This window comes from Pseudomonas arabinosi, assembly GCF_047758675.1.
Lineage (GTDB): Bacteria > Pseudomonadota > Gammaproteobacteria > Pseudomonadales > Pseudomonadaceae > Aquipseudomonas > Aquipseudomonas arabinosi.
The window spans coordinates 2,443,367-2,469,722 of sequence record NZ_CP180480.1 but is presented as its reverse complement, the minus strand read 5'-3'; the positions used below and the strand labels follow the sequence as shown (position 1 = coordinate 2,469,722).

Below are 26,356 nucleotides of genomic sequence, written 5' to 3'. Positions count from 1 at the left end.
TTCACCGCAAGCACAAAACAAAAAGGCCGCATGAAAACCCGAGAGTTGTCATGCGGCCTTTTGTGTACAGCGCCTTTTAAGCCTTGGCAGTCTTCGCCGGGCGCTTGTCTTCAACTGTCCACTTGCCGCCGTCGTAGTACGCCTTCCAGCCAGTCGGCTTACCGTCGACTTCAGTCTGTACGTACTGTTCTTTGGTTTTACGGCTGTAACGGATCACAGCAGGCAGGCCGTCCGGATCTTTCTTCGGCGCTTCGCAGAGGAAGTGGTACTTCGGATCGATCTCATCCTTGTGCGGCACAATTTCCATGACCAGCGGAGCACGCGTCTCGCGGTTTTTCGGGAATTGGCTGGCCGCCAGGAACAGGCCGGAAGCACCGTCGCGCAGGATGTAGGTATCGTTGACCTTTTCGCATTTCAGCTCAGGCATCTTCACCGGATCCATCTTCGGCGGCGCCGCGTCACCGCTTTTCAACAGTTTTCGGGTGTTCTTGCACGTCGCATTGGTGCAACCGAAGAACTTGCCGAAACGGCCGGTCTTGAGTTGCATCTCGCTGCCGCACTTGTCGCATTCCAGGCTCGGACCTTCGTAGCCTTTGATGCGATAAGTGCCTTCCTCGATTTCGTAGCCAGAGCAATCCGGGTTGTTACCGCAGATGTGCAGCTTGCGCTTCTCATCCAGCAGGTAAGCGTCCATCGCCGTGCTGCAAATCGGGCAGCGGTGCTTGCCACGCAGCACCAGCGATTCCGATTCACCCTCGTCGTCCGCCGCGATTTCGTCGCCCGGCACCAGGTTGACGGTGGCCTTGCAGCGTTCTTTCGGCGGCAGGCTGTAGCCCGAGCAACCGAGGAATACGCCAGTCGATGCGGTACGAATCTGCATCGGACGACCGCACAACACGCACGGAATGTCAGTCATCACCGGCTGGTTGGCGCGCATGCCACCTTCGGCGCTTTCGGCTACTTCGAGTTTCTTCTTGAAGTCACCGTAGAACTCGTCGAGCACGTTCTTCCAGTCGCGCTCACCCTGAGCCACGTCATCGAGGTTCTCTTCCATGCCGGCGGTGAAGCCGTAGTCCATGAGATTGGAGAAGCTCTCGGCCAGACGCTCGGTAACGATGTCGCCCATCTTTTCCGAGTAGAAACGACGGTTATGCAGCGCTACGTAGCCACGATCCTGGATGGTCGAAATGATCGCCGCGTAGGTCGAAGGACGACCGATGCCGCGCTTTTCCATTTCTTTAACCAGGCTCGCTTCCGAGTAACGCGCCGGCGGCTTGGTGAAGTGCTGGGTCGGATCAAGCTTGATCAGCTTCATCGCGTCGCCCTGAGCCATGTCCGGCAACACGTCGTCATCGCCAGGCTTGGCAATTTGCGGCATGACGCGGGTGTAACCGTCGAACTTCAGGATGCGGCCTTTGGCGCGCAACTCGAAGTCACCGGCACCGACGGTGACAGTGGTCGACAGGTATTGGGCCGGCAGCATCTGGCAAGCGAGGAACTGGCGCCAGATCAGCTCGTAGAGCCGCTCTGCATCGCGCTCCATGCCCGACAGTTTGCTTGGCTCGGTATTGGCATCGGAGGGACGAATCGCTTCGTGAGCCTCTTGTGCGCCTTCCTTGCTGCTGTAGACATTTGGGGTTTCCGGCAGGTAGTTCTTGCCGAACTCGCCTTCAATATAAGTACGCGCCATCGTCACGGCATCGACCGAGAGATTGGTGGAATCGGTACGCATGTAAGTGATGTAGCCGGCTTCGTACAGACGCTGGGCCATCATCATGGTTTTCTTCACGCCGAAGCCCAGGCGGTTGCTCGCAGCCTGTTGCAGAGTGGACGTGATGAACGGGGCCGACGGCTTGCTGCTGGTCGGCTTGTCTTCGCGCTTGACGATGCTGTAGCTGGAAGCCTTGAGCTTCTCCAGCGCGGCCATGGCCTGGGCTTCGTTGAGCGGCTTGAAGGCTTCGCCTTTCTCGCGAGCCACGTCAAAGCGCACGGTTGCGCCCTTGGCGGTGCCGAGGTCGGCGTGAACTTCCCAGTACTCTTCCGGGTTGAACGCGCGGATTTCACGCTCACGCTCGACGACCAGCTTCACCGCAACCGATTGCACGCGACCGGCGGACAGGCCACGGGCGACCTTGGCCCACAGCAGTGGCGAAACCATGTAACCCACCACGCGGTCGAGGAAACGACGCGCCTGTTGGGCGTTTACACGGTCGATGTCCAGCTCGCCCGGTTTGGAGAAGGCTTCCTGGATCGCTTTCTTGGTGATTTCGTTGAACACCACGCGCTTGTAGCGGCTGTCATCACCACCGATGGCTTCGCGCAGGTGCCAGGCAATGGCTTCCCCCTCGCGATCCAAGTCGGTTGCGAGATAGATGGTGTCAGCATCTTTGGCGAGCCGGCGCAGCTCTTCGATGACCTTTTCCTTGCCGGGGAGGATCTCGTACTTGGCTTTCCAGCCATGATCGGGATCGACACCCATGCGCGAGACCAGCTGCTTGCGCGCCTTCTCTTTTGGCGTGAGCACCGGACCTTCACCCGCAGCGGCCTTGCCGCGCTTGGCGGCTGGCTCTTTGCTGGCGCTAGCCGAACCGCTGGTGGGCAGGTCTCGGATATGGCCGATACTCGACTTCACCACGTATTGGTTACCCAGATACTTGTTGATGGTCTTGGCCTTAGCCGGGGATTCCACAATGACCAGCGATTTGCCCATGGATCAGAAAATTCCTGAATTCTAGAAGTGAAAGGCGGTTGGCGCCTGACGCGGCACCGCTATATATAGTGGCTACAAGGTGAGGTCAAGCGCAGGGTATTGCGCGCACTCAGCTTATGGCTTGGAAAAAAGGCTCGGTTCGGCTTGCACCAAAGCAAAGCGCTGGACCTGTTCGCCGTCAACCTCGACCGACTCCAGGAACATGCTCAAGGGACGCACCCAAAAGCCGTAATCGCCATACAGGGCTTGGTAGAAGACCACTTCTTCTTCGGTTTCCGAATGCCGCGCAACACTGAAAACGCGGTACTGCGGACCTTTGTAATGTTGGTAGAGCCCAGGTTGTATCGGCATGGTTTGGCCCTCGCTCAAATCTTTTCAAAATAAAAACAAAAATAAATTCAGAAAAACAAAAACCGGGGCACTTGGCCCCGGCTTCCGTCAACGGAACGCTTAAACGCGTTCGAAGACGGTGGAGATGCCTTGGCCGAGACCAATGCACATGGTGGCTACCCCGAAGGTGCCGCCATTTTGCTTCATCACGTTCAGCAGAGTGCCGGAGATACGCGCACCGGAGCAACCAAATGGGTGACCCAGGGCGATCGCGCCGCCGTGCAGGTTAACCTTCTCGTTCATCTTGTCGAGCACTTTCAAATCTTTCAGCACTGGCAGGGCCTGTGCGGCGAAAGCTTCGTTGAGCTCGAAGAAGTCGATATCGTTAATGCCAAGACCCGCGCGCTTCAGTGCTTTTTGTGTGGCCGGTACTGGACCATAGCCCATGATTGCCGGGTCTACACCTGCCACCGCCATCGAACGAATCACCGCCATAGGCTGAATGCCCAGGTCCTGTGCACGCTGCGCCGACATCACGATCATGCACGAAGCACCATCGGTGATTTGCGACGAAGTACCGGCTGTCACGGTGCCGCCCTTGGGGTTAAACGCTGGCTTCAGAGCCGCCAGGCTTTCCAGGGTAGTTTCCGGACGAATGGTTTCGTCATAGTCGAACAGTTTCAGGAAACCGTTCTCGTCGTAGCCCTGCATCGGGATGATTTCGTCTTTGAACTTGCCTTCCAATGTCGCCTTGTGAGCGAGCTGGTGGGAGCGCACGCCGAAAGCGTCCTGTTGTTCGCGAGTGATGCCGTGCATTTTGCCCAGCATTTCAGCGGTCAAACCCATCATGCCCGAGGCTTTCGCCGCGTACAGCGACATGTGCGGGTTCGGATCGACACCGTGCATCATGCTCACGTGACCCATATGCTCGACGCCGCCAACCACGAACACGTCACCGTTGCCGGTCATGATCGCTTGCGCAGCAGTGTGCAGAGCACTCATCGACGAACCACACAGACGGCTGACGGTCTGGCCGGCAGCAGTGTGCGGGATCTGAGTCATCAGGGATGCCATGCGGGCGATGTTCCAGCCCTGCTCCAGGGTCTGGTTCACACAGCCCCAGATCACGTCTTCGACTTCGCTCGGATCAACCTTGACGTTGCGTTCCAGCAGTTTACTGATCAGGTGCGCCGACATGTCTTCGGCGCGGGTGTTGCGGTGCATGCCGCCCTTGGAGCGGCCCATCGGAGTGCGACCGAAGTCGACAATCACGACGTCTCTAGGATTCAAGCTCATATATTCACTCTCACTCTAGTTGGGGGCGCTTAACCGAAGAACCGCTGGCCGGTTTTGGCCATTTCACGCAGTTTTGCGGTCGGGTGGTACAGCGCGCCCAAATCAGCGTACTGGTCAGCCAGGGCAACGAACTCTGCAACACCGAGCGAATCGATGTAGCGCAGCGCACCGCCACGGAATGGAGGGAAACCAATACCGTAGACCAGACCCATGTCGGCTTCGGCAGCGGTTTCGACAATGCGGTCTTCCAGGCAGCGCACGGTTTCCAGGCACAGCGGGATCATCATCCAGTTGATGATGTCTTCGTCAGTGACTTCACGCTGTTCGAAGACGATCGGCTTGAGCACTTCCAGTACCGACGGATCGGCGACTTTCTTCTGCTTGCCGCGCTTGTCGGTCTCGTAGGCGTAGAAGCCCTTGCCGTTCTTCTGACCCAGGCGCTTGGCTTCGTACAGCACGTCGATGGCCGAACGACGGTCGTCTTTCATGCGGTCCGGGAAGCCTTCAGCCATTACGTCGCGACCGTGGTGGCCGGTGTCGATGCCGACCACGTCCATCAGGTACGCCGGGCCCATTGGCCAGCCGAATTTTTCCATGATCTTGTCGATACGGACGAAGTCCACACCAGCGCTGACCAGTTTGGCGAAACCGCCGAAGTACGGGAACAACACGCGATTGACCAGGAAGCCCGGGCAGTCGTTGACGACAATCGGGTTCTTGCCCATTTTCTTGGCGTAGGCAACGGTAGTGGCAACAGCCACTTCGCTGGACTTCTCGCCGCGGATCACTTCTACCAGCGGCATCATGTGCACCGGGTTGAAGAAGTGCATGCCGACGAAGTTTTCCGGACGCTTGAGGGCTTTGGCCAGCAAGGTGATGGAAATGGTCGAGGTGTTGGACGCGAGGATGGTGTCCTCTTTGACCTTACCTTCGACTTCAGCCAGAACGGCTTGCTTGACCTTAGGGTTCTCGACGACCGCTTCAACCACCAGGTCGACGTGACCGAAATCCCCGTAGGACAAGGTCGGGCGAATGCCGTTGAGCACTTCGGCCATTTTCGCCGGGGTCATGCGACCTTTATCAACGCGGCCCACCAGCAATTTGGCAGCTTCAGCCAGACCTTGCTCGATGCCGTGCTCGTTGATGTCCTTCATCAGGATCGGCGTCCCTTTGGAAGCCGACTGATAAGCGATACCGCCCCCCATGATGCCGGCGCCCAAAACGGCAGCCTGCTTCACGTCTTTGGCGATTTCGTCGTAGGCCTTGGCCTTTTTCTTCAGCTCCTGATCGTTCAGGAACAGACCGATCAAGCTCTGCGCGGCAGAGGTCTTGGCCAGTTTGACGAAACCGTTGGCTTCGACTTCCAGTGCCTTGTCGCGACCGAAGTTCGCGGCTTTCTGGATGGTCTTGATCGCTTCGACCGGTGCCGGGTAGTTCGGGCCGGCCTGACCGGCCACGAAACCCTTGGCGGTTTCGAACGACATCATTTGTTCGATGGCGTTGAGCTTGAGCTTTTCGAGCTTCGGCTGACGCTTGGCCTTGTAGTCGAATTCGCCGGAGATGGCGCGCTTGATCAGCTCCAGGGCCGCTTCCTGCAGTTTCTCAGGGGCAACCACTGCGTCGACTGCGCCGACTTTCAGCGCGTCGTCAGGACGGTTTTCCTTGCCGGCGGCAATCCATTCGATGGCGTTGTCGGCACCGATGATGCGCGGCAGGCGCACGGTACCGCCGAAGCCCGGGTAGATGCCCAGTTTGACTTCCGGCAGACCGATCTTGGCCTTGGTGGACATGACGCGGTAGTCCGCCGCCAGGCACATTTCCAGACCGCCACCCAGGGCGATGCCGTTGATCGCGGCGACAGTCGGGACGTTGAGGTCTTCGAAATCGCTGAAAATCTTGTTGGCTTCCAGGTTGCCAGCAACAAGCTCTGCATCAGGCAGCTTGAAGTTCTCGACAAATTCGGTGATGTCGGCGCCGACGATGAACACGTCCTTGCCACTGCTGACGATCACACCCTTGATCGAAGCATCTGCCTTGATGGTGTCTACGGCCTGACGCAGTTCGTTCAGGGTTAGACGGTTGAACTTGTTGACGGACTCACCCTTGAGGTCGAATTTCAATTCGACGATGCCACTTTCAAGAGCCTTAACCGTGATGGCTTTACCTTCGTAAATCATCAACTGATCTCCACGATATGGAAGCTGAACAGTACACGTCGGACGCAGGCGAATGGCTTGGCACGGACGTTTAACGTCAATGCTACGCCCATCCACCCGGCACACCCGCCAACGCGATAGTCGGGATTCTGTAGGAGCGGTCTGTAATACAAACGCTCAATTCATACGCCCGTTTGATTTGGGTACGTCACCTTCACGGAATTTCCGACAATTGTCAATCGCCCAAAATACGGGTTGAAACGCGACTTTCCGGTCATTTCCGTAACACGAAGCCCTGCAACACGCGGATGCATGTGAGGCCATTCATAGGATCAATAGTTAGAAAAGTCGCCCTAATTCGCTGCAGCCTTTGTTTAACAAGCTACGCTGGCGGGACCTTGAGGAAAAAACATGAACGCTTTTGGCGAATGCCCAGCGTAATATCAGCGCCACACCGAATTACCGGCCTGCCTGGCCAACTCCAGCCCGATGATGATGTCGGGCTTTTTATTGCCCGCGATATTGTACGGGCCCTTGTTGCAGCTGCCGAAGGTTCGGGCCGCGTTCGGACGTTCGGCTGCGTAGCAGTCGCGATTCAGACGCCGCGGAGCATCAGGCTGATCGCGAGCTTACGGTTCGCGACGACTTCGTCGCCGAACGCAGCCTCGCGGGTTCGTCAGCTGCTACAAGGGACCGGATTCAGGCGAGTGCTTTGAGCGTGGCATCAATTTGTTGCAATACCTCGGCCTCACCCTTCTCGCCCCAATACAACGTGATCATCTGCTTGTCTGCCTCGACCTTGTAAACGTTGTCTGGCAACTTTTCGAAATGAATCAGCAACGCCGGTTCCTCGCAAACCTCCTGCCACTGATTGACCCACACACCCGGCGCTTTTTGCCAGTAACTCCAGCACGCCGGCCGATTGCCACGCCGCGGTCGATGGTATTGGGCGCAAGGGCTCGGCGGCTCCTTGCTCAGCCAGTGCGGCCAGTCCTGAGGCGCCAGCTGCATCGCCAATCCGATGCGTCGCGCTTCCATGCGCAGGGCCATGCGGCCGCTCTGGTGACGCGACGGCCGCAACCATGCCAGCGGACTCAGTACCACCAACAGGATTGACACCACTATCCAGACCGTCATATCTGTACTCCCGATTCTTGATGAGCGCATTGGGTCACTTTGAAAACAATGCGCTTGAAACCAGCCATACTTACCAATATTGCAACCCTCAGGAGGAGCACCTCATGCCCTACAACCACATTCTGGTCGCTGTAGATCTAACCGAAGAGTGCGATCCTGTAATCCACCGCGCTCGCGAACTGTCGGTGAGCAACGGGGCGAAATTGTCCCTGGTGCACATTGTCGAGCCAATGGCCATGGCCTTTGGCGGCGACGTGCCCATGGACCTGTCACAACTGCAACAACAGCAGTTCGATCAGGCCAAGGAACGACTGGACCGACTGATCGTGAAGTATCCGGAACTCTCCAAGGAATACAGCCACCTGACCTACGGCCAGCCACGCCAGGAGATCCATCACCTGGCCAAGGAGCAAACCTGCGACCTGATCGTGGTGGGCAGCCATGGCCGACACGGCCTGGCATTGCTGCTGGGTTCAACCGCCAATGACGTGCTGCATGGTGCCCCCTGTGATGTGCTCGCGGTGCGCCTGATCAAAAGCTAATACTCGCAACCCTGTGGGAGCGAGCTTGCTCGCGATAGCGATCTAACATTCAACATCATTGTCGACTGTCAGTCCGCCATCGCGAGCAAGCTCGCTCCCACATTGAGCCGTCCAGCCTCAAAAATCGCATTCCATACGAAAAGCCCGGCGCTCATCACTGAACGCCGGGCTTTTTTATAGCAGGATCAATCAGGCATCCAGCTCGGCCCAACGCTCGACCATGACTTCGAGCTCAGCCTGCAATTGCTCCAACTGAGCGATCACTGCGGCAGTCTCGGCAGCAGGGCGCTGATAGAAACCGGCATCGGCCATTTGCGCCTCAACGGTAACGATCTGCTGTTCCATGGCTTCGATCTGGCCCGGCAACATTTCCAGCTCGCGCTGCAACTTGTAGCTGAGCTTCTTCTTCGCCACCGGCGCTTCGACGACAGCAGCGACTGGCGCAGCTTCCGCCGTCACGACAGCAGAGGTCAGGTCGGCTTTGCCGGACTTGCTTTCGGTCACGCCCAGCAGGCGCGGCGAGCCGCCCTGACGCAGCCAGTCCTGATAACCACCGACGTATTCGCGAACCTTGCCTTCACCTTCGAAGACCAGGGTGCTGGTGACCACGTTGTCGAGGAATGCCCGGTCGTGGCTGACCATCAGCACGGTGCCGTTGAAGGTCAGCAAGACCTCTTCCAGCAACTCGAGGGTTTCGACGTCGAGGTCGTTGGTCGGTTCGTCGAGGACCAGCAGGTTCGCCGGTTTGCTGAACAGTTTCGCCAGCAAAAGACGCGCACGCTCACCACCTGACAGCGCCTTCACCGGCGTGCGGGCACGCTGCGGGCTGAACAGGAAATCGCCGAGATAGCTCAGCACGTGGCGGCTCTGACCATCGATATCGATGAAGTCGCGACCTTCCGCAACGTTGTCAATTACGGTCTTTTCCAGGTCCAGCTGATGGCGCAACTGGTCGAAGTAGGCCACGTCGATGCGCGTCCCCTCTTCCACTGTGCCGCTGGTTGGCTGCAGACCGCTGAGCATCAGCTTCAGCAGTGTGGTTTTGCCGGTACCGTTGGCGCCCAGCAGACCGATGCGGTCGCCGCGCTGCAGGACCATCGAGAAGTCCTTGATCAGGAACGGGCCGCCCGGGTGAGCGAAGCTCACGTTCTCGAGGACCATCACCTGCTTGCCGGACTTGTCAGCCGTATCCAGCTGGATGTTGGCCTTGCCGGTGCGCTCACGACGCTCGCTACGCTCGTTGCGCAGGGCTTTGAGGGCGCGGACGCGGCCTTCGTTACGGGTGCGGCGAGCCTTGATGCCCTGGCGGATCCAGACTTCTTCCTGGGCCAGTTTTTTGTCGAACAGCGCGTTGGCGGTGTCTTCAGCGGCCAACGAGGCCTCTTTGTGAACGAGGAAGCTGGCGTAGTCGCCGTTCCAGTCGATCAGGCCACCGCGATCCAGTTCGAGAATGCGGGTCGCGAGGTTTTGCAGGAATGAACGGTCGTGCGTGATGAACAGCACGGCGCCCTGGAAATCCTTCAGCGCTTCTTCGAGCCAGGCAATTGCACCGATGTCCAGGTGGTTGGTCGGTTCGTCGAGCAGCAGCAGATCGGGTTCGGAAACCAGAGCCTGAGCCAGCAGGACGCGACGACGCCAGCCACCGGACAATTCGGCGAGGGTCTTGTCGGCCGGCAACTGCAGACGGCTCAACGTGCTGTCGACCAGTTGCTGCAAACGCCAGCCGTCACGGGCTTCGAGGTCGTGCTGGACGTGCATCAGTTTGTCCAGGTCGGCGTCGGTGACGATGTTCTGGCTGAGGTGGTGATACTGCGCGAGCAGCTCGCCGACACCGTCCAGGCCTTCGGCCACCACGTCGAACACGGTCCGCTCGTCGGCCACCGGCAATTCTTGTGGCAATTCGCCAATCTTGAGGCCGGGTGCGCGCCAAACGGAGCCCTCATCGGGCTTCTGGTCGCCCTTGACGAGCTTCATCATGCTGGACTTGCCAGTGCCATTGCGGCCGATGATGCACACCCGCTCACCACGGGCGATCTGCCAGGACACCTTGTCCAACAACGGCATAGCGCCGAAAGCAAGGGACACATCGCTGAATTTGAGCAGGGTCATGAGCTTCTCCAAAAACCGGGCGCGCATTCTACCTGACTTGAGGCTTCAGAAGGCCGGCAATTTCAATGTCGAAGTACTCTGCATAACAAATGTTGCGATCTTGTACCGACAGGCCGGCAAAGCTTTCGCCCCCTGCTGGCAAAAGGCTAAGCTACAGTTAATTCAGTGTTGGCATCGTCAACGCTTGTCATGATTTCTCTGTTCGGACGTCTCATGCGCAGTCGCCTTTTTGGTCTTTTATCCTGTTTTCTTCTTTCTGCCACTGCCATCCAAACAGCACAGGCAGTGGACCTGTCTACCCAGCGCCAATACTACGATGAAGCCAAGCGTGCCCTGGCCAAGGGTGATACAGGTCCTTACTTCCGTTACAGCCAGGCTCTTAGTGATTACCCGTTGGAGCCTTATCTTGCGTATGACGAACTGACCGCACGTCTGAAAACCGCGAGCAATGCCGAAATCGAGAAATTCCTCGCCGAACACGGCGACCTGCCGCAAGCCAACTGGATGAAACTTCGCTGGTTGCGCTGGCTGGCCGAGCGCGGCGACTGGGCGACCTTCGTCAAGTACTACGACCCCAAGCTCAATTTCACCGAACTGGACTGCCTGAACGCGCAATACCAGATCGGTCATAACCAGAAAGTCGAAGGTTACGCCAACGCGAATAAACTCTGGTTGACCGGCAAATCCCAACCCGCCGCCTGTGACGCACTGTTCGGGCAATGGGCCGCCGAAGGTCAACTGACCGAGCAGAAACGCTGGGAACGCACCAAACTTGCCGCCCAGGCACGCAACTATCCACTGGCCAACAGCCTGGTCAGCGGCCTGACCACCCTTGCCCCGCGCGGTCGTTTGCTGGTGGATGTGGCGCAAAAACCTGAACTGCTGAACCAGCCGTCGCGCTTCACCCCGGCCGACGAGCCGATGTCCGATGTGGTCAGCCTCGGCCTGCGCCGCCTGGCCCGCCAGGACCCGGACAAGGCCATGGACCTGCTCGACGGCTATGCCAGCAGCATGCACTTCTCCCGCGATGAAAAAGTGGCAATCGCCCGTGAAATCGGGTTGACCCTCGCCAAACGTTTCGACCCTCGCGCGCTGGAGATGATGACCAAGTACGACCCGGAACTGCGCGACAACACCGTGTCCGAATGGCGTTTGCGCCTGCTGTTGCGTCTTGCCCGCTGGGACGATGCCTATCAGTTGACCCGTCGCTTGCCACAGGATCTGGCGATCACTAACCGCTGGCGCTACTGGCAGGCCCGCAGCCTGGAACTGGCGCAGCCGCAGAACCCGGAAGTGCAGACGCTGTACAAAAACCTCGCCCGCGAGCGCGATTTCTATGGTTTCCTCGCCGCCGATCGTTCGCAGTCCCCTTATTCGCTGATGAACAAACCGTTGGTGATGAGCCAGGCACTGATGAACAAGGTGCGCAACACGCCAGGCATTCGTCGCGCCCTTGAGTTCCACGCCCGCGGACAGATCGTCGATGGTCGCCGCGAGTGGTACCACGTCAGCCGCCACTTCAGCCGCGATGAAATGGTCGCCCAGGCGAAACTGGCCTACGACCTGAAATGGTATTTCCCGGCGATCCGCACCATCAGTCAGGCGCAGTACTGGGACGACCTGGACATCCGCTTCCCGATGGCCCACCGCGAAACCCTGGTGCGCGAAGCCAAGGTGCGCGGCCTGCATTCGAGCTGGGTGTTCGCGATCACCCGCCAGGAAAGTGCCTTTATGGCCGACGCCCGTTCCGGCGTCGGCGCCACCGGCCTGATGCAACTGATGCCCGGCACCGCCAAGGAAACTGCGCGCAAGTTCAGCATTCCCCTGGCATCGCCGCAGCAGGTGCTGGACCCGGACAAGAACATCCAGCTCGGCGCCGCGTACCTGAGCCAGGTCCATAGCCAGTTCAACGGCAACCGCGTCCTCGCCTCCGCCGCCTACAACGCCGGCCCGGGTCGCGTGCGCCAGTGGCTGCGCGGTGCGGACCACCTGAGCTTCGACGTCTGGGTGGAAAGCATCCCGTTCGACGAAACCCGTCAGTACGTGCAGAACGTGCTGTCGTACTCGGTGATCTACGGTCAGAAGCTCAACTCACCGCAACCGCTGGTGGATTGGCATGAGCGCTACTTTGACGATCAATAACCGGTAATCCCGGTTATGTAGGAGCTGCCGCAGGCTGCGATCTTTTGATTTTGCTTTAAACCGCTTACAAAAAATGCCCGCATCGATTTATGCGGGCATTTTTATTAGAACAAGATCAAAAGATCGCAGCCTGCGGCAGCTCCTACGTGTGAACACCGTGCTCAGTCTTCCCATCACTGAACTGCAACGCCGCCAACCGCGCATACAACGCATTGCTCGCAATCAACTCCTGATGCGTCCCCACCGCCACCAGTCTCCCTTGGTCCATCACCGCGATCCGGTCAGCGTTTTTCACCGTGGCCAGCCGGTGGGCGATGACCAGCGTGGTGCGGTTTTTCATCAGGCTCGGCAGGGCTTGCTGGATCAGGTGTTCGCTCTGGGCGTCGAGGGCGCTGGTGGCTTCGTCCAGCAGCAGGATCGGCGCGTCCACCAGCAGCGCCCGGGCGATGGCCAGGCGTTGGCGTTGGCCGCCGGACAAACCGAGGCCACCGTCGCCAAGGTGGGTCTGATAGCCGTTGGGCATTTGTTCGATGAAGTCGTGGGCGTAAGCGATTTTCGCCGCTTCCTGAACCTGGGCCAGGGTGGCCGTTGGATTGCCGTAACGGATGTTCTCTTCGATGCTGCCAAAGAACAGCGCCGGGGATTGCGAGACCAGGGCGAAGCAGCGGCGCAGGTCCAACGGATCGAGTTGGGTCAGCGGCACGCCATCGAGCAGGATGTGTCCTTCGGCCGGGTCGTAAAAGCGTAGCAGCAGGTCATACACCGTCGACTTGCCGGCACCAGAGGGCCCGACCAACGCGAGGGTTTCACCGGCATTGATCGTCAGATTCAAACCATCGACCGCATAGCTTTCCGGACGCGACGGGTAGGAAAAGCGCACGTCTTGCAGCACCAGGTCACCCTTCACCCGTTCAGGCAAGGTCACCAGGCCAGTAGTCGGTGACTGGATGATATTTTCCGAGCGCAGCAACTCGGCTATCCGCTCGGCGGCGCCAGCGGCACGCTGCAGTTCGCCGATCACTTCGCTCAACGTGCCGAATGCGCTGCCGACGATCAGGCTGTAAAACACAAACGCCGCTAGCTCGCCCGCGGAAATCCGCCCGGCGATGACATCCATTCCGCCGACCCAGAGCATCACCCCGACCGCGCCAAGCACCAGCACGATCACCAGGGTAATCAGCCAGGCCCGCTGGAAGATCCGCTTGCGAGCGGTGTTGAAGGCCTCCTCCACTGTTGCGGCAAACCGCTGCTCGTCCTGGACCTGATGGTTGTAGGCCTGCACGGTTTTGATCTGACCCAGGGTTTCGGAAACATAGCTGCCGATATCGGCAATCCGGTCCTGGCTCAGGCGCGACAGGCTACGCACCCGACGGCCGAAGATCAGGATCGGCGCGATTACCAACGGCAACGCGACCACCACGATGCTGGTGAGCTTGGGGTTGGTGATAAACAGCAGGACGATCCCGCCGATCACCATCAACAGATTGCGTAAAAACAGAGACAGCGAAGAGCCGATCACCGATTGCAGCAACGTGGTGTCAGCGGTCAACCGCGACTGGATCTCGGAGCTGCGGTTGTCTTCGTAGAACCCTGGATGCAGGTAGATCAGATGGTTGAACACCTGACGACGGATGTCCGCGACGACGCGTTCGCCGATCCATGAGACCAGGTAAAAACGCACGAAGGTGCCAATAGCCAACCCGACCACCAGCAACATAAACAGACCAATGGACTGGTTGAGCAAATGCGGTGACTGGGTCATGAAACCCTGATCCACCAGCAGGCGAATCCCCTGCCCCATGGACAAGGTAATGCCCGCCGTGACGATCAACGCGAGCAAGGCACCGACGGCCGGCCAGCGATAAGGCGCGATGAAACGCAGGGCCAGGCGCATGGCGCGCCGTTGACGGGATGAGAGGATGGAGATCATTCGATGGCGCAACCAGTAGGGTTTGACGCGATCAAGCCTACACCGGTCGATGGGCTTGATCGCTGTAAATCATAATGAGTCAGGTTAAATATGACCGCAAATACTAGGTCCTAGACGGTATTGGTCTAAAGTTCGGGTGGCAACACCGCCGTATTTCTGGTGGACTGATATTGCCGCTTTGGAAAGATCGCAGGGAGTTGTCACAGCCCGGTCACCTGGCGGTTCTACAGTAAGCACACAACCTGATGAGGAGACAGGCAATGTCCTTGCAAAACAGCAGCGAAGACAAGATTGAAGTGATCCGCACACAGCCAGACCAGTCTCTGGGTTGCTCGATTATCGATAAGGATGGGCGCGAAGTACCGATCACTGAAGGCATGATCCAGGACGCTTGCCGCGAACTGGAGAAGCGATTGGTCAAGCCTGCCGAACAAAAGTGATATAGCCACCGTCTTCTTGACCCGGCCTCTGATGGCCGGGTTTTTTATGGGTGTCTTTTGAGGGTGCTGCGCACCCAGTCACGGGGTTCAGACAGCCGAAGCACCCAACGCCGCCACGATCTTCTGCAACTCAGGCGAATCCCCATCGATCCGCACCTGCAACCCATCAATCTCACGCCTCAGCGGATAATGCTTCCGCAGTGAATCGAACGCCGCACGCTGTTCGTTCACATTGCCTACAAGGCTGCGACGGAAATCCGCATCGTCGCGGCGCGGGTCGTACACGCCACGGCACAACATGGCCAGCGACCAGGCCGGATCGCTGTTAGCGTTCAAGGTCACTTGCGACAACCAGGGTGCGGGCAGCAAATCGTTCAAGCTGATCTGGGCCGGTTGCCCGAGAAAATCGCAATACGCCTGATAAATCTGCGCGGTGCCACGCTGTCTGCCGTCGAGGCTGTAACCGGCAATGTGCGGCGTCGCCAGCACGCAGAGTTCGGCCAGCGCCACATCGACCTCAGGCTCACCTTCCCAGACATCCAGAACGGCTTGCAGGTCTTCGCGTTGCAGCAGTACCTGGCGCAGCGCGGCGTTGTCGACCACCGGGCCACGACTGGCATTGATCAGCCAGGTGCCGGACTTGAGCTGGTTCAAACGGTTTTTATCAAACAGATGCCAGGTCGACTGGGCGCCGTGTTTCTTCAACGGCGTGTGCAGGCTGATGACATCGCACTGCTCGATGATCTGTTCGAGGCTGACGTAATCGCCACCTTCAGCGGCTTGTCTTGGCGGATCGCAGACCAGCACGTTCCAGCCCAGACCTTGCAGAACCTTGACCAAGCGGCCGCCCACTTCACCGGCACCGACGACGCCGTAGGTGCGCTGAGTCAGGTCGGCGCCTTCGATTTCGGCCAGGGTCAGCAGACTGCCGAGCACATAGTCGACCACGCCCCGGGCGTTGCAGCCGGGTGCGCTGGACCAAGTGATGCCAGCCCGCTGAAAGTAATCCAGATCCAGGTGATCCGTGCCGATGGTGCAGGTGCCGACAAAGCGTACCTTGCTGCCTTCGAGCAGCGCGCGGTTAACGTTGGTCACCGAGCGCACCAGCAACACATCGGCCTGTTCGACGGTGGCGCGGTCGATGGAACGTCCCGGCACCCGGCGGATTTCACCGAAACCTTCGAAGAAGGCATCGAGCAGCGGGATATTTTCGTCGGCAACAATCAGCATGGCAGGCTCCTTTGGCGGATCGGCAGTGTAGGCGGAGATGGAGGTGATGGGCCACCGGGGATGCAGGAACATTCAAAATCCGATTACAAATCCGCAACACAGGACTTTTCCTGACCACTGCGTCAGGGCGTAGAATGCGCCGCCTTGCGCATCAACACCTTTGGACGTTTCGCCCTTGAATTCCGTGACCGACCGCCCCGCCGCTATTTCCCTCACCCGCCCGGCCCGGGTTCGCCTGGAGCTGAAAAACCTGCTCGGCCTGGCCTTGCCGATCATGATCGCGCAACTGGCGACCACCGCCATGGGCTTCGTCGATGCGGTGATGGCGGGCCGGGTCGGGCCACGGGATCTGGCGGCGGTGGCGTTGGGCAACTCGATCTGGGTGCCGGTGTTTCTGTTGATGACCGGCACACTGCTGGCTACTACCCCGAAAGTCGCCCAGCGTTTCGGCGCCGGCACCCACAGCGAAATCGGCCCGATCGTGCGCCAGGCACTGTGGCTGGCATTGGTGGTGGGGTTGATGGCGACCGGCATGCTGTTCAGCGCCGAGCCGATTTTGCACATCATGAAGGTCGACCCCGAACTGATCGGCCCGTGCATGCAATACCTGCATGGCATCGCCAGCGGGTTGCCCGCCGTCGCGTTCTACCATGTGCTGCGCTGCTTCAGTGACGGCCTGGGGCGCACGCGTCCGGCCATGGTGCTGGGTCTGTGCGGGCTGGCGCTGAACATTCCGCTGAACTACGTCTTCATCTATGGCCACTTCGGTGTGCCGGCCATGGGCGGTGTCGGTTGCGGCTGGGCCACGGCGATCGTGATGTGGGTGATGGCCCTGGGCATGGCCGGGTGGGAGCGCTGGGCGCCGGCGTATCGGTCGAGTGAGTTGTTCAGCCGTTTCGACTGGCCGAAGTGGTCGGTGATCAAACGCCTGCTGGGCATCGGCCTGCCGATCGGCATCGCGGTGTTCGCCGAGTCGAGCATCTTCGCGGTCATTGCGCTGCTGATCGGCAGCCTCGGCGCGACAGTGGTAGCCGGGCACCAGATCGCGCTGAACTTCAGCTCGCTGGTGTTCATGATCCCCTACTCCCTCGGCATGGCCGTGACCGTACGCGTTGGCCAGGCGCTCGGCCGTCAGGAGCCGCGTGAAGCACGCTTCGCCGCCGGTGTCGGCATGGGCACGGCGCTGGCCTATGCGTGCATCTCCGCGAGCATGATGCTGTTGCTGCGTGAACACATCGCAACGATCTACACCGCTGACCCGACGGTGATTCATGTCGCGGCGATGCTGATCGTGTATTCGGCGCTGTTCCAGTTTTCCGATGCGATCCAGGTGACGGCTGCCGGCGCGTTGCGCGGCTATCAGGACACGCGGGTGACGATGATCCTGACGCTGTTCGCTTACTGGGGCATTGGTCTGCCGGTGGGTTACGCGTTGGGCCTGACCGATTGGTTCGGCACGCCGAGCGGCCCGAGCGGGTTGTGGCAGGGTTTGATCGTGGGCTTGAGTTGCGCGGCGCTGATGCTGTCGATCCGCCTGACGCGCAGTGCACGCAAGCGGATCCGCATCAGTCAGTCGGCGGGTTAAGCGAGTTTCTTGCGGATCCAGTAGAGGTAGGTGCCTGCCTCTTCGTGCTGCGCCACCAGTTCGTGGTCGAGAAACACACAGAACTTGGGAATGTCGCGACGGGTCGACGGGTCGGTGGCGATCACCTTGAGCAGGCCGCCGGGCACCAGGTCCCGAATGTGCTGGTGCAGCATCATCACCGGCTCCGGGCAGTTGAGGCCGGTGGCGTCGAGGGTGCCGTCTACCGGCGTATCAATCATTTCACTCATGATTCACTCCTGAAACTTGCCGGCATTGTCGCGCATTGCCGGGTGTTCGGTCATCTGTGGCGTTACACCGATCCCTGTGGGAGCGGGCTTGCTCGCGAAAGCGGTGGGTCAGTCGACATCAATGCTGAATGTTCGTCCGCATTCGCGAGCAAGCCCGCTCCCACATTGGGCCGGGGGTGTCAGCGGGATTTCGGTTTCTTTACGTCGAGCCGGCGCAAATGGCAGGTCACTTCTTCGCGGTCGTGATACAGCTGCTTGCAGCCGATCTCGACCCGAATGCCGCGTTCCTTGAAACCATCGGCGATGCGCTCCAGCAAACGCTTCACTTCGGCGTAACGCTGTTTCATCGGCAGTTTGAGGTTGACCACCGCTTCGCGGCAATGCCCCTCGCCAATCCATTCTTCCAGCATCGCGGCGTTGCGCGCCGGTTTCTCGACGATGTCGCAGACCATCCAGTCCACCGGTTGCTTGGGCTTGAAGGTGAAACCGTCAGCCATCAAGTGCTGCACCAGACCGGTGTCCATCAGGCTTTCGGCCATCGGACCGTTGTCGATCGCCGTCACCAGCATGCCGCGGTTGACCAGTTGCCAGGTCCAGCCGCCGGGAGCAGCGCCAAGGTCGACGCCAGTCATGTCACTGTGCAGACGCTCGTCCCACTGATCGCGCGGGATAAAGTGGTGCCACGCCTCTTCCAGCTTCAGGGTCGAACGGCTCGGCGCGTCACGCGGAAACTTCAGACGCGGGATGCCCATCGGCCACATCGCCGAGTTGTTCGACTCGGCCAGCCCCATGAACACTTCGCGGCCACTTTTGAAGGTCAGCAGCAGACGCGGCTTGTGGGCATCTTCCACCAGTTTGCCAGCCGCCATCAGCGCCTTGCGCAGGTGGCCTTCGAACTTCTTGCAGAAGTTCGACAGTTCCTTGCCATCGTTGGTGTCGACCATTTCCAGCCATAGGCTGCCGCACAGCGGGAAGTCCGCCATGTGCGCGAGGATCACGCTGATGCGGTCGGTTTCCGGCAGATCGATGAAGATCCCGCGAGCCCACTGGCGCGGGAAGATCAGATCGGCGAAACGCTGGCCACGCATCAGGCGCTCGGCGCCGTCTTCTTCGGTGCAGATGAATTCGGCGCAGGCGCTGGCGGTCTTGGCCTTGGCATAACCGGCCACGTTCAGCCGCGCGGCGTGTTCGGAAATCTCGGAACAGACTTCGCTTTCGAAGCCCGGCCGGCAATGCATAAAGAGGGTGTTCATTCTTACTCCTGGGCAGATGGCGAGAAATTCAACCACTGCGCGATGCCCAGACTTGCGTTGAAGCAAAGCCTGTCACGAAAACCGGCGCATGATAGCCGAGTTCGGAACCCTGGACTTGCCGATAGAGTCCAGTTATTAGCCAGCTACTGAAAACAGGGCTAGTTTTAATGCTCTGTCCGTCCCGTCAGTCCGTAGCCGTGCGGACTCAAAGGAGTCATTTCAATGCCGTCCCTCGATAGCCTGAAAACCCTTAAAACCTTACAAGTCGACGACAAGACCTATCACTATTTCAGCTTGCCGGATGCCGCCAAAAGCCTGGGCGATCTGGACAAGCTGCCAATGTCGTTGAAAGTGCTGCTGGAAAACCTGCTGCGCTGGGAAGATGAAAAAACCGTCACCGGCGCCGACCTCAGGGCGATTGCCGCCTGGCTCAAGGAACGTCGCTCCGACCGTGAAATTCAATACCGTCCCGCGCGGGTATTAATGCAGGACTTTACCGGCGTTCCCGCCGTGGTCGACCTGGCCGCCATGCGTGCCGCGATGGCGAAGGCTGGCGGCGACCCGCAGCGAATCAACCCGCTCTCCCCCGTGGATCTGGTGATCGACCACTCGGTGATGGTCGACAAATTCGCCAGCGCCAGCGCCTTCGAACAGAACGTCGACATCGAAATGCAGCGCAACGGTGAACGTTATGCGTTCCTGCGCTGGGGCCAAAGCGCCTTCGACAACTTCAGCGTGGTGCCGCCAGGTACCGGGATCTGCCACCAGGTGAATCTGGAATACCTGGGGCGCACAGTCTGGACCAAGGACGAGGACGGCCGCACCTACGCCTTCCCCGACACCCTGGTCGGCACCGACTCCCACACCACTATGATCAACGGCCTCGGCGTGCTCGGCTGGGGTGTCGGCGGGATCGAAGCGGAAGCGGCAATGCTGGGTCAACCGGTGTCGATGCTGATCCCGGAAGTGATCGGCTTCAAACTCACCGGCAAACTCAAGGAAGGCATCACCGCCACCGACCTCGTGCTGACTGTCACTCAGATGCTGCGCAAGAAAGGCGTGGTCGGCAAATTCGTCGAGTTCTACGGTGACGGCCTCGCCGATCTGCCGCTGGCCGACCGCGCGACCATCGCCAACATGGCCCCGGAATACGGCGCCACCTGCGGCTTCTTCCCGGTGGACGACATCACTCTGGAATACCTGCGTTTATCCGGTCGCCCCAGCGAAACCGTGAAACTGGTCGAGGCCTACAGCAAAGTCCAGGGCCTGTGGCGTCTGCCGGGCCAGGAACCGGCGTTCACCGACAGCCTGGCGCTGGACATGGGCAGCGTCGAAGCCAGCCTTGCCGGGCCGAAACGCCCACAGGACCGGGTATCGCTGCCGAATGTCGCGCAAGCGTTCAGTGACTTCGTCGACCTGCAATTCAAACCCACCAGCAAGGAAGTCGGTCGTCTGGAAAGTGAAGGCGGCGGTGGCGTTGCCGTGGGCAATGCCGATCTGGCCGGTGAAGCCGACTACGAATACGACGGTCAGACCTATCGATTGAAAAACGGCGCGGTGGTGATCGCGGCGATCACCTCTTGTACCAACACCTCCAACCCGAGCGTGATGATGGCCGCCGGCCTGGTGGCGAAGAAAGCCATGGAAAAAGGCCTCAAGCGCAAACCGTGGGTCAAGAGCTCGCTGGCCCCAGGCTCGAAAGTGGTCACCGATTACTACAAGGCTGCCGGCCTGACCCAGTACCTTGATGAACTGGGTTTTGCCCTGGTCGGCTACGGCTGCACCACGTGTATTGGCAACTCCGGGCCATTGGCGGAGCCGATCGAAAAAGCCATTCAGGCCGCCGACCTGACCGTCGCCTCGGTGTTGTCGGGCAACCGAAACTTCGAGGGTCGTGTGCATCCTCTGGTGAAAACCAACTGGCTGGCCTCCCCGCCGCTGGTCGTCGCTTATGCGTTGGCCGGGACGGTGCGCATCGACATCAGTAGCGAGCCGTTGGGTACTGACAAAGAGGGCAATCTGGTTTATCTGCGGGACATCTGGCCGAGTACCAAAGAGATTGCCGACGCGGTAAACCAGGTCAACACCGCGATGTTCCACAAGGAATACGCCGAAGTGTTTGCCGGCGACGAGCAATGGCAGGCAATCGAAGTGCCGCAAGCGGCGACCTATGTCTGGCAGGACGATTCGACTTACATCCAGCATCCACCGTTCTTCGATGACATCGGCGGCCCGCCACCGGTGGTCAAGGACGTCGCCGGTGCCAGAGTCCTCGCGCTGCTGGGTGACTCGGTGACCACCGACCACATCTCCCCGGCCGGCAACATCAAGGCCGACAGCCCCGCAGGCCACTACCTGCGCGAGAAAGGCGTGGAACCACGGGACTTCAACTCCTATGGCTCGCGTCGCGGCAACCACGAAGTGATGATGCGCGGCACCTTTGCCAACATCCGCATTCGTAACGAGATGCTCGGCGGCGAAGAAGGCGGTAATACGATTTACATTCCCACCGGGGAGAGGATGCCGATCTACGACGCGGCGATGCGCTATCAAGCCTCGGGCACGCCGCTGGTGGTGATTGCCGGGCAAGAATACGGCACCGGATCGAGTCGTGACTGGGCAGCCAAGGGCACCAATCTGCTGGGGGTCAAAGCAGTTATTGCGGAAAGTTTCGAACGGATTCACCGCTCCAACCTGGTGGGCATGGGCGTGTTGCCGTTGCAGTTCAAGCTGGATCAAAATCGCAAGAGCCTGAACCTGACAGGCAAGGAGACGCTGGATATTCTGGGTTTGACCGGCGTCGAGCTGACGCCGCGGATGAACCTGACGCTGGTGATCACCCGTGAAAACGGCAGCCGCGAGAAAGTCGAGGTGTTGTGCCGGATCGATACCCTTAATGAGGTGGAGTACTTCAAATCGGGGGGGATTTTGCATTACGTGTTGCGACAGTTGATTGCCTCGTAACAGCCTGCTGACACAGACACCGCCTTCGGGCGGTGTTTTGGTTTGGGCCGCGAGCGTCCCTATAATCCCGCACCCAGAACACAGGTGCTGTGTACGACAAATAACCACTGTGGGAGCGAGCTTGCTCGCGATAGCGGAGTGTCAGGCAACACGATGTTGGGTGTGACGGCCCCATCGCGAGTAAGCTCGCTCCCACAAGGGACTGAGTCGCACCGCAGAATCTCGACACAAGGACTTCACATGTTTGCTCTGCCATGGAACTACCTGGCCCTTCTCTCCCTCGGCTATGGTCTGGCACTGATCTACGGCCAACTCGGCTGGCTGGCCGTAATCTCCGTTGCATTGTTGCTGTTCACAGGTTTCGCCGTGCGCCAGCAAAAGGTTCAAGCCGGCCGCTACCTCGGTCATGGGGTGTTCCTCGTCCTGGCCCTGGCACTGGCGATGCACTGGCTCCCCGGTTTCTACAACGGTCGCGCCATCGCCCCTCAGCGATTCACCGACGATGCCGTGCGGTTTTCCATGTACCTGAATCAGGACAAACCCCTGATCGGGTTCTGGCTTTTGCTGGCTTGCCCATGGATTGTCGGTCGACGTTCGCTACGCCTTTCCATCTATGCCACCGCGCTGGGGCTGACGCTGAGCGCCGCGCTGGCCTTGGGTGGCGCGCTGGTGCTGGGCGTGATCAGTTGGGCACCGAAGTGGCCGGATCAAGCCTGGCTGTGGCTGGTTAACAACCTGCTGCTGGTGACGCTGGTCGAGGAAGCACTCTTTCGCGGCTACATCCAGGGCGGTCTGACCCGGTGCTTCAAAAGCCTGCCCTACGGTGAAAATCTCGCCCTGCTCCTCGCGTCGCTGCTGTTCGGCCTGGCGCATGTGGGTGCCGGCTGGCAATGGGTGTTGCTGGCGAGTCTGGCGGGTGTCGGCTATGGTCTGGCCTACCGTTTTGGTGGCTTGGGTGCGGCCATCGCCACCCATTTCGGCCTGAACCTGCTGCATTTCGGCCTGTTCACCTATCCGATGCTTGCCGGCTGACGCAAGGGTCGTTTTGCGACACGCCACCGATTATCGAAAAATAATCTCAATAAATGGCTGATGATGCCGACAACCAGTCAAAGCCTTGCGGATTGAAAAAGCCATGCGTAACAACCAGCCCACTACACAACGCGAACGGACCTTCCCGGCTCAGCAACGGTTGATTTCCACCACCGATGCCAAGGGCGTGATCACCTACTGCAACGACGCTTTCGTCGAGATCAGCGGGTTTTCTCGTGAGGAATTGATCCGTGCGCCGCATAACCTGGTCCGTCACCCTGACGTCCCGGCCGCGGTGTTCGCGCACATGTGGGGCACACTGAAACAAGGCTTGCCATGGATGGGCATTGTCAAGAACCGCTGCAAGACCGGTGATCACTACTGGGTTAATGCCTATGTCACGCCGGTTTTCGAAGGCAATCAGGTGGTCGGTTACGAATCGGTGCGGGTCAAACCCACCGCCGAGCAGATCCGCCGTGCCGAAGCGCTCTACCAACGCATCAACCAGGGCAAGTCGGCGATTCCTTCAACGGACAAATGGTTGCCGGTGCTACAGGACTGGCTGCCGTTCATTCTGGTCAGCCAACTGAGCTTCATGATCGGCGCGTCGCTCAATTCCCAATGGGGTTTTGCGTTGGCCGCCGGCCTGTCGGTGCCATTGGGTCTGTTGGGGTTGAGCTGGCAACAGCGCGGCCTCAAGCGTCTGCTGCACCTGGCCGGGCAGACCACCTCCGACCCGCTGATCGCGCAGATGTACACCGACAGTCGCGGCGCTCAAGCACGTCTGGAGATGTCGATCCTCAGCCAGGAAGCCCGCCTGAAAACCTGTCTGACCCGTCTGCAGGACACCGCCGAGCACCTGAGCGACCAAGCGAAACAGTCCGACACCCTGGCGCATAACAGCTCCAACGGCCTGGAACGCCAACGTGTCGAAACCGAGCAAGTGGCCACCGCCGTCAATCAGATGGCCGCCACCACTCAGGAAGTCGCCAGCCACGTGCAGCGCACGGCTGATGCGACTCAGGAAGCCAATCGCCTGACCAGTCGCGGTCGCGACATCGCCGGGGAAACCCGTGAAGCCATCCAGCGCCTGTCGGTGGTGGTCGGTGAAACCGGTCTGACCGTGACCCAACTGGCCAAGGACAGCGACGAGATCGGTGGCGTGGTCGATGTGATCAAAGGCATCGCCGACCAGACCAACCTGCTGGCGTTGAACGCCGCCATCGAAGCAGCCCGTGCCGGCGAAATGGGTCGTGGCTTTGCGGTGGTTGCCGACGAAGTTCGCCAACTGGCGCAACGCACCAGCGAATCCACCGGGCAGATCCATGCGCTGATCGCCAAGCTCCAGCAAACCGCCAGCACGGCGGTGCAAACCATGGAGGCTGGCCATCGCCAGGCCGAAGAAGGTGTCGCGCGGGTTCTGGAAGCGGATCAGGCACTGGTGGGGATCAGCGAAGCGGTGGCCAACATCACCGACATGACCACCCAGATCGCTGCGGCGACTGAAGAGCAAAGTGCTGTCGCCGAAGAGATCAGCCGCAACATCAGCAACATCTCGCACCTGGCGGATCAGACCTCGGAACAGGCGCAACACTCGGCATTGTTGAGTGAAGAACTGACGAAGACGGCGAATACTCAGTATTCGTTGGTGGAGCGGTTTAACCGCTGATCTCTGCAAGCAGGGCAGAAACCCGGAAGGTGATACTTCCGGGTTTTTTATTGCGTCATGGAAAGCATTACCGAGTTGCACGATTGGACGTTGGCAAACGCCATACACATCTGAAACCCGGTGTATAGCTGTCAGGTATGACAGTAGACGCACCCGCATGGGCGGGATATCAATCGAGTGCCGACATACCCGTCGGCATTTGCTTCATACCCATGTGGACAGAGAAGGATTTCGCAATGAGCACAAAAGATATTTTCATCCCGAAAGAGGACAGCATTCAGGCACCAGGAAACGATTTTCACTGGAACTTAGGGGCTGACCCGGTCTACGCCGGACGTACCGCTTTTTACTACAGTCTGTTCGAACCGACCGGCGAAGAAAGCTGGGTCTTCGCCGGCTCTACTGGCTCGGTCGATGAAGAGAACTTCTTCGGCTTTCTGTTGATGGTGCCTTACATCGACGACAACGTGCTGGAGTACACCTACAAGCTCGGGGACGGGAAGGACCTGCATGTTTCCCATATGCACTCGATCCCCGCCCCTCCCGGGTTCACCGGCTTCAGAACTGTCGATGCAGATGATGCCGAACTGACCATCAGGCTCGACCCCGTCAACGGCACGGTCCAAGGCGATTTCAACGCTCTATTCAAATCCCATGGTTATCGTCTGCTTCTACAAGGCACATTCAAATTGATAAGGGACGATCAATAAACCAGAAACAGGAGACGAAAATTCCGGGTTTATTCCAGCCTGAAAGCGATGTCGCCCAGCAAGCCGCTTTCGCGAGCAAGCTCGCTCCCACAGGAGAATGCATTCCAAAGGTGGGAGCGAGCTTGCTCGCGATGAGGTCCTGCCCGACACCGCAAACTTCACTGCAGAAACTCGGACACCATCTTCGCCGCAGCCGCCAAATGCTGCTCATGGGTAAACCCCGAAGCCTTCAACGGCTTCAAATCATGGTCCCCCGCGACCAGCCAGAACACCTCGATACTCGGCGCCAACGCGTAAGCCTCAACGGCCTCACGATTCCCCAACGCATCCCGCTCGCCCTGCACAATTAACGTCCGCGTCTTCAACGCAGCCAAATGCTCGACCCGAGGCTTCTCCGGTTTTCCCACCGCATAAAACGGATACCCGAGGCACACCAACGCATCCGCCCCCAATTCATCCGCCAACAAACTCGCCATCCGCCCGCCCATGGACTTGCCGCCAATGGCCAGACGCCCAGCGACATGGCGTCGCACCACCGCATACACCTCACGCCAGCACTCGAGCAGTTTCGGTGCCGGGTTCGGTGGACGTTTGCCACCATCGATGCGCCGTTGCGCCATGTACGGAAACTCGAAGCGCAGCACGTTGATCCCAGATGCAGCAAGGCGCGCAGCCATGTCATTCATCCAGCCGCTGTCCATCGGCGCGCCCGCACCATGGGCGAGAATCATCGCCACAGGCTCAGCCGAGGCCTTTGAAGCCCCCTCATTCCACAACCATCCATGTTCCTGCACACACCGCGCCCATTGATCCCCGTCAATACTGGCCTTGTGCTCTTTGTCCATGCTTGCCTCGCTTTTAGTCTGCCTATAA

Annotated in this window: 19 protein-coding genes; 8 read left to right on the top strand and 11 right to left on the bottom strand. The window is 59.4% G+C overall.

Going from position 1 to position 26,356, the window contains the following annotated elements:
* Positions 1 to 76 precede the first annotated feature (76 nt).
* The 5 genes from topA to ACMXYJ_RS11410 all read right to left on the bottom strand — a co-directional run bounded on the left by topA (position 77) and on the right by ACMXYJ_RS11410 (position 7,629).
* The gene (topA, locus tag ACMXYJ_RS11430; protein ID WP_415759893.1) at positions 77 to 2,710 is read right to left on the bottom strand and encodes a type I DNA topoisomerase; all 2,634 of its coding nucleotides are present in this window, start codon (positions 2,708 to 2,710) and stop codon (positions 77 to 79) included.
* A gap of 114 nt (positions 2,711 to 2,824) precedes the next feature.
* Positions 2,825 to 3,061 (bottom strand): DUF1653 domain-containing protein, encoded by a 237-nt coding sequence (locus tag ACMXYJ_RS11425; protein WP_415759892.1) that lies wholly within the window; start codon positions 3,059 to 3,061, stop codon positions 2,825 to 2,827.
* A gap of 99 nt (positions 3,062 to 3,160) precedes the next feature.
* Positions 3,161 to 4,336: an acetyl-CoA C-acyltransferase FadA gene (gene fadA, locus ACMXYJ_RS11420; protein WP_008007076.1), complete on the bottom strand. Its 1,176-nt coding sequence runs from the start codon at positions 4,334 to 4,336 to the stop codon at positions 3,161 to 3,163.
* Between the two features lie 29 nt (positions 4,337 to 4,365).
* Positions 4,366 to 6,513: a fatty acid oxidation complex subunit alpha FadB gene (fadB, locus tag ACMXYJ_RS11415; protein ID WP_415759891.1), complete on the bottom strand. Its 2,148-nt coding sequence runs from the start codon at positions 6,511 to 6,513 to the stop codon at positions 4,366 to 4,368.
* Positions 6,514 to 7,191: 678 nt separating this feature from the next.
* The gene (locus ACMXYJ_RS11410) at positions 7,192 to 7,629 is read right to left on the bottom strand and encodes a hypothetical protein (protein WP_415759890.1); all 438 of its coding nucleotides are present in this window, start codon (positions 7,627 to 7,629) and stop codon (positions 7,192 to 7,194) included.
* Between the two features lie 104 nt (positions 7,630 to 7,733).
* Here ACMXYJ_RS11410 and ACMXYJ_RS11405 point away from each other — a divergent pair, with 104 nt between their 5' ends.
* Complete coding sequence (locus ACMXYJ_RS11405) at positions 7,734 to 8,171, top strand: universal stress protein (RefSeq protein WP_008151425.1); 438 nt, start codon at positions 7,734 to 7,736, stop codon at positions 8,169 to 8,171.
* 189 nt (positions 8,172 to 8,360) lie between these two features.
* Here ACMXYJ_RS11405 and ACMXYJ_RS11400 read toward each other — a convergent pair whose 3' ends face one another.
* Positions 8,361 to 10,280, bottom strand: coding sequence for an ATP-binding cassette domain-containing protein (locus ACMXYJ_RS11400; protein WP_415759889.1), 1,920 nt, complete (start codon positions 10,278 to 10,280; stop codon positions 8,361 to 8,363).
* A 213-nt stretch (positions 10,281 to 10,493) separates the two neighbouring features.
* Between ACMXYJ_RS11400 and ACMXYJ_RS11395 the strand changes: the two genes are divergently transcribed.
* Positions 10,494 to 12,422 (top strand): transglycosylase SLT domain-containing protein, encoded by a 1,929-nt coding sequence (locus ACMXYJ_RS11395; protein WP_415759888.1) that lies wholly within the window; start codon positions 10,494 to 10,496, stop codon positions 12,420 to 12,422.
* A gap of 142 nt (positions 12,423 to 12,564) precedes the next feature.
* Here the strand turns inward: ACMXYJ_RS11395 and ACMXYJ_RS11390 are convergent, their stop codons facing one another.
* On the bottom strand, positions 12,565 to 14,352 hold the full coding sequence (locus tag ACMXYJ_RS11390; protein WP_415759887.1) for an ABC transporter transmembrane domain-containing protein: 1,788 nt from the start codon (positions 14,350 to 14,352) through the stop codon (positions 12,565 to 12,567).
* Between the two features lie 260 nt (positions 14,353 to 14,612).
* On the opposite strand from ACMXYJ_RS11390, the gene ACMXYJ_RS11385 reads away from it, so the two are divergent.
* Positions 14,613 to 14,792, top strand: coding sequence for a PA1571 family protein (locus tag ACMXYJ_RS11385; RefSeq protein ID WP_033061931.1), 180 nt, complete (start codon positions 14,613 to 14,615; stop codon positions 14,790 to 14,792).
* Between the two features lie 87 nt (positions 14,793 to 14,879).
* Here ACMXYJ_RS11385 and pdxB read toward each other — a convergent pair whose 3' ends face one another.
* Positions 14,880 to 16,022, bottom strand: a complete 1,143-nt coding sequence (gene pdxB, locus ACMXYJ_RS11380) for a 4-phosphoerythronate dehydrogenase PdxB (RefSeq protein ID WP_415759886.1) — start codon at positions 16,020 to 16,022, stop codon at positions 14,880 to 14,882.
* 175 nt (positions 16,023 to 16,197) lie between these two features.
* On the opposite strand from pdxB, the gene ACMXYJ_RS11375 reads away from it, so the two are divergent.
* Positions 16,198 to 17,607, top strand: coding sequence for an MATE family efflux transporter (locus ACMXYJ_RS11375; protein WP_415759884.1), 1,410 nt, complete (start codon positions 16,198 to 16,200; stop codon positions 17,605 to 17,607).
* Here the strand turns inward: ACMXYJ_RS11375 and tusA are convergent.
* Together tusA and rlmM are read right to left on the bottom strand one after the other, a co-directional pair.
* Positions 17,604 to 17,855, bottom strand: a complete 252-nt coding sequence (tusA, locus tag ACMXYJ_RS11370) for a sulfurtransferase TusA (RefSeq protein ID WP_007907805.1) — start codon at positions 17,853 to 17,855, stop codon at positions 17,604 to 17,606. The genes ACMXYJ_RS11375 and tusA overlap by 4 nt on opposite strands.
* 179 nt (positions 17,856 to 18,034) lie before the next feature.
* A complete protein-coding gene (rlmM, locus tag ACMXYJ_RS11365; protein ID WP_415759883.1) occupies positions 18,035 to 19,108 on the bottom strand; it encodes a 23S rRNA (cytidine(2498)-2'-O)-methyltransferase RlmM in 1,074 nt (357 codons plus the stop codon).
* Positions 19,109 to 19,330: 222 nt separating this feature from the next.
* Here rlmM and acnA point away from each other — a divergent pair, with 222 nt between their 5' ends.
* From acnA to ACMXYJ_RS11345, 4 genes are all read left to right on the top strand, one after another.
* A complete protein-coding gene (acnA, locus tag ACMXYJ_RS11360) occupies positions 19,331 to 22,072 on the top strand; it encodes an aconitate hydratase AcnA (protein WP_415759882.1) in 2,742 nt (913 codons plus the stop codon).
* A gap of 240 nt (positions 22,073 to 22,312) precedes the next feature.
* Positions 22,313 to 23,104, top strand: coding sequence for a CPBP family intramembrane glutamic endopeptidase (locus ACMXYJ_RS11355; RefSeq protein WP_415759881.1), 792 nt, complete (start codon positions 22,313 to 22,315; stop codon positions 23,102 to 23,104).
* A 103-nt stretch (positions 23,105 to 23,207) separates the two neighbouring features.
* The gene (locus ACMXYJ_RS11350; RefSeq protein ID WP_415759880.1) at positions 23,208 to 24,773 is read left to right on the top strand and encodes a methyl-accepting chemotaxis protein; all 1,566 of its coding nucleotides are present in this window, start codon (positions 23,208 to 23,210) and stop codon (positions 24,771 to 24,773) included.
* 236 nt (positions 24,774 to 25,009) lie between these two features.
* Positions 25,010 to 25,483, top strand: a complete 474-nt coding sequence (locus tag ACMXYJ_RS11345; protein WP_415759879.1) for a hypothetical protein — start codon at positions 25,010 to 25,012, stop codon at positions 25,481 to 25,483.
* Between the two features lie 158 nt (positions 25,484 to 25,641).
* On the opposite strand, the gene ACMXYJ_RS11340 is transcribed toward ACMXYJ_RS11345, so the two are convergent.
* A complete protein-coding gene (locus tag ACMXYJ_RS11340; RefSeq protein WP_415759878.1) occupies positions 25,642 to 26,328 on the bottom strand; it encodes an alpha/beta family hydrolase in 687 nt (228 codons plus the stop codon).
* Positions 26,329 to 26,356: the final 28 nt, after the last annotated feature.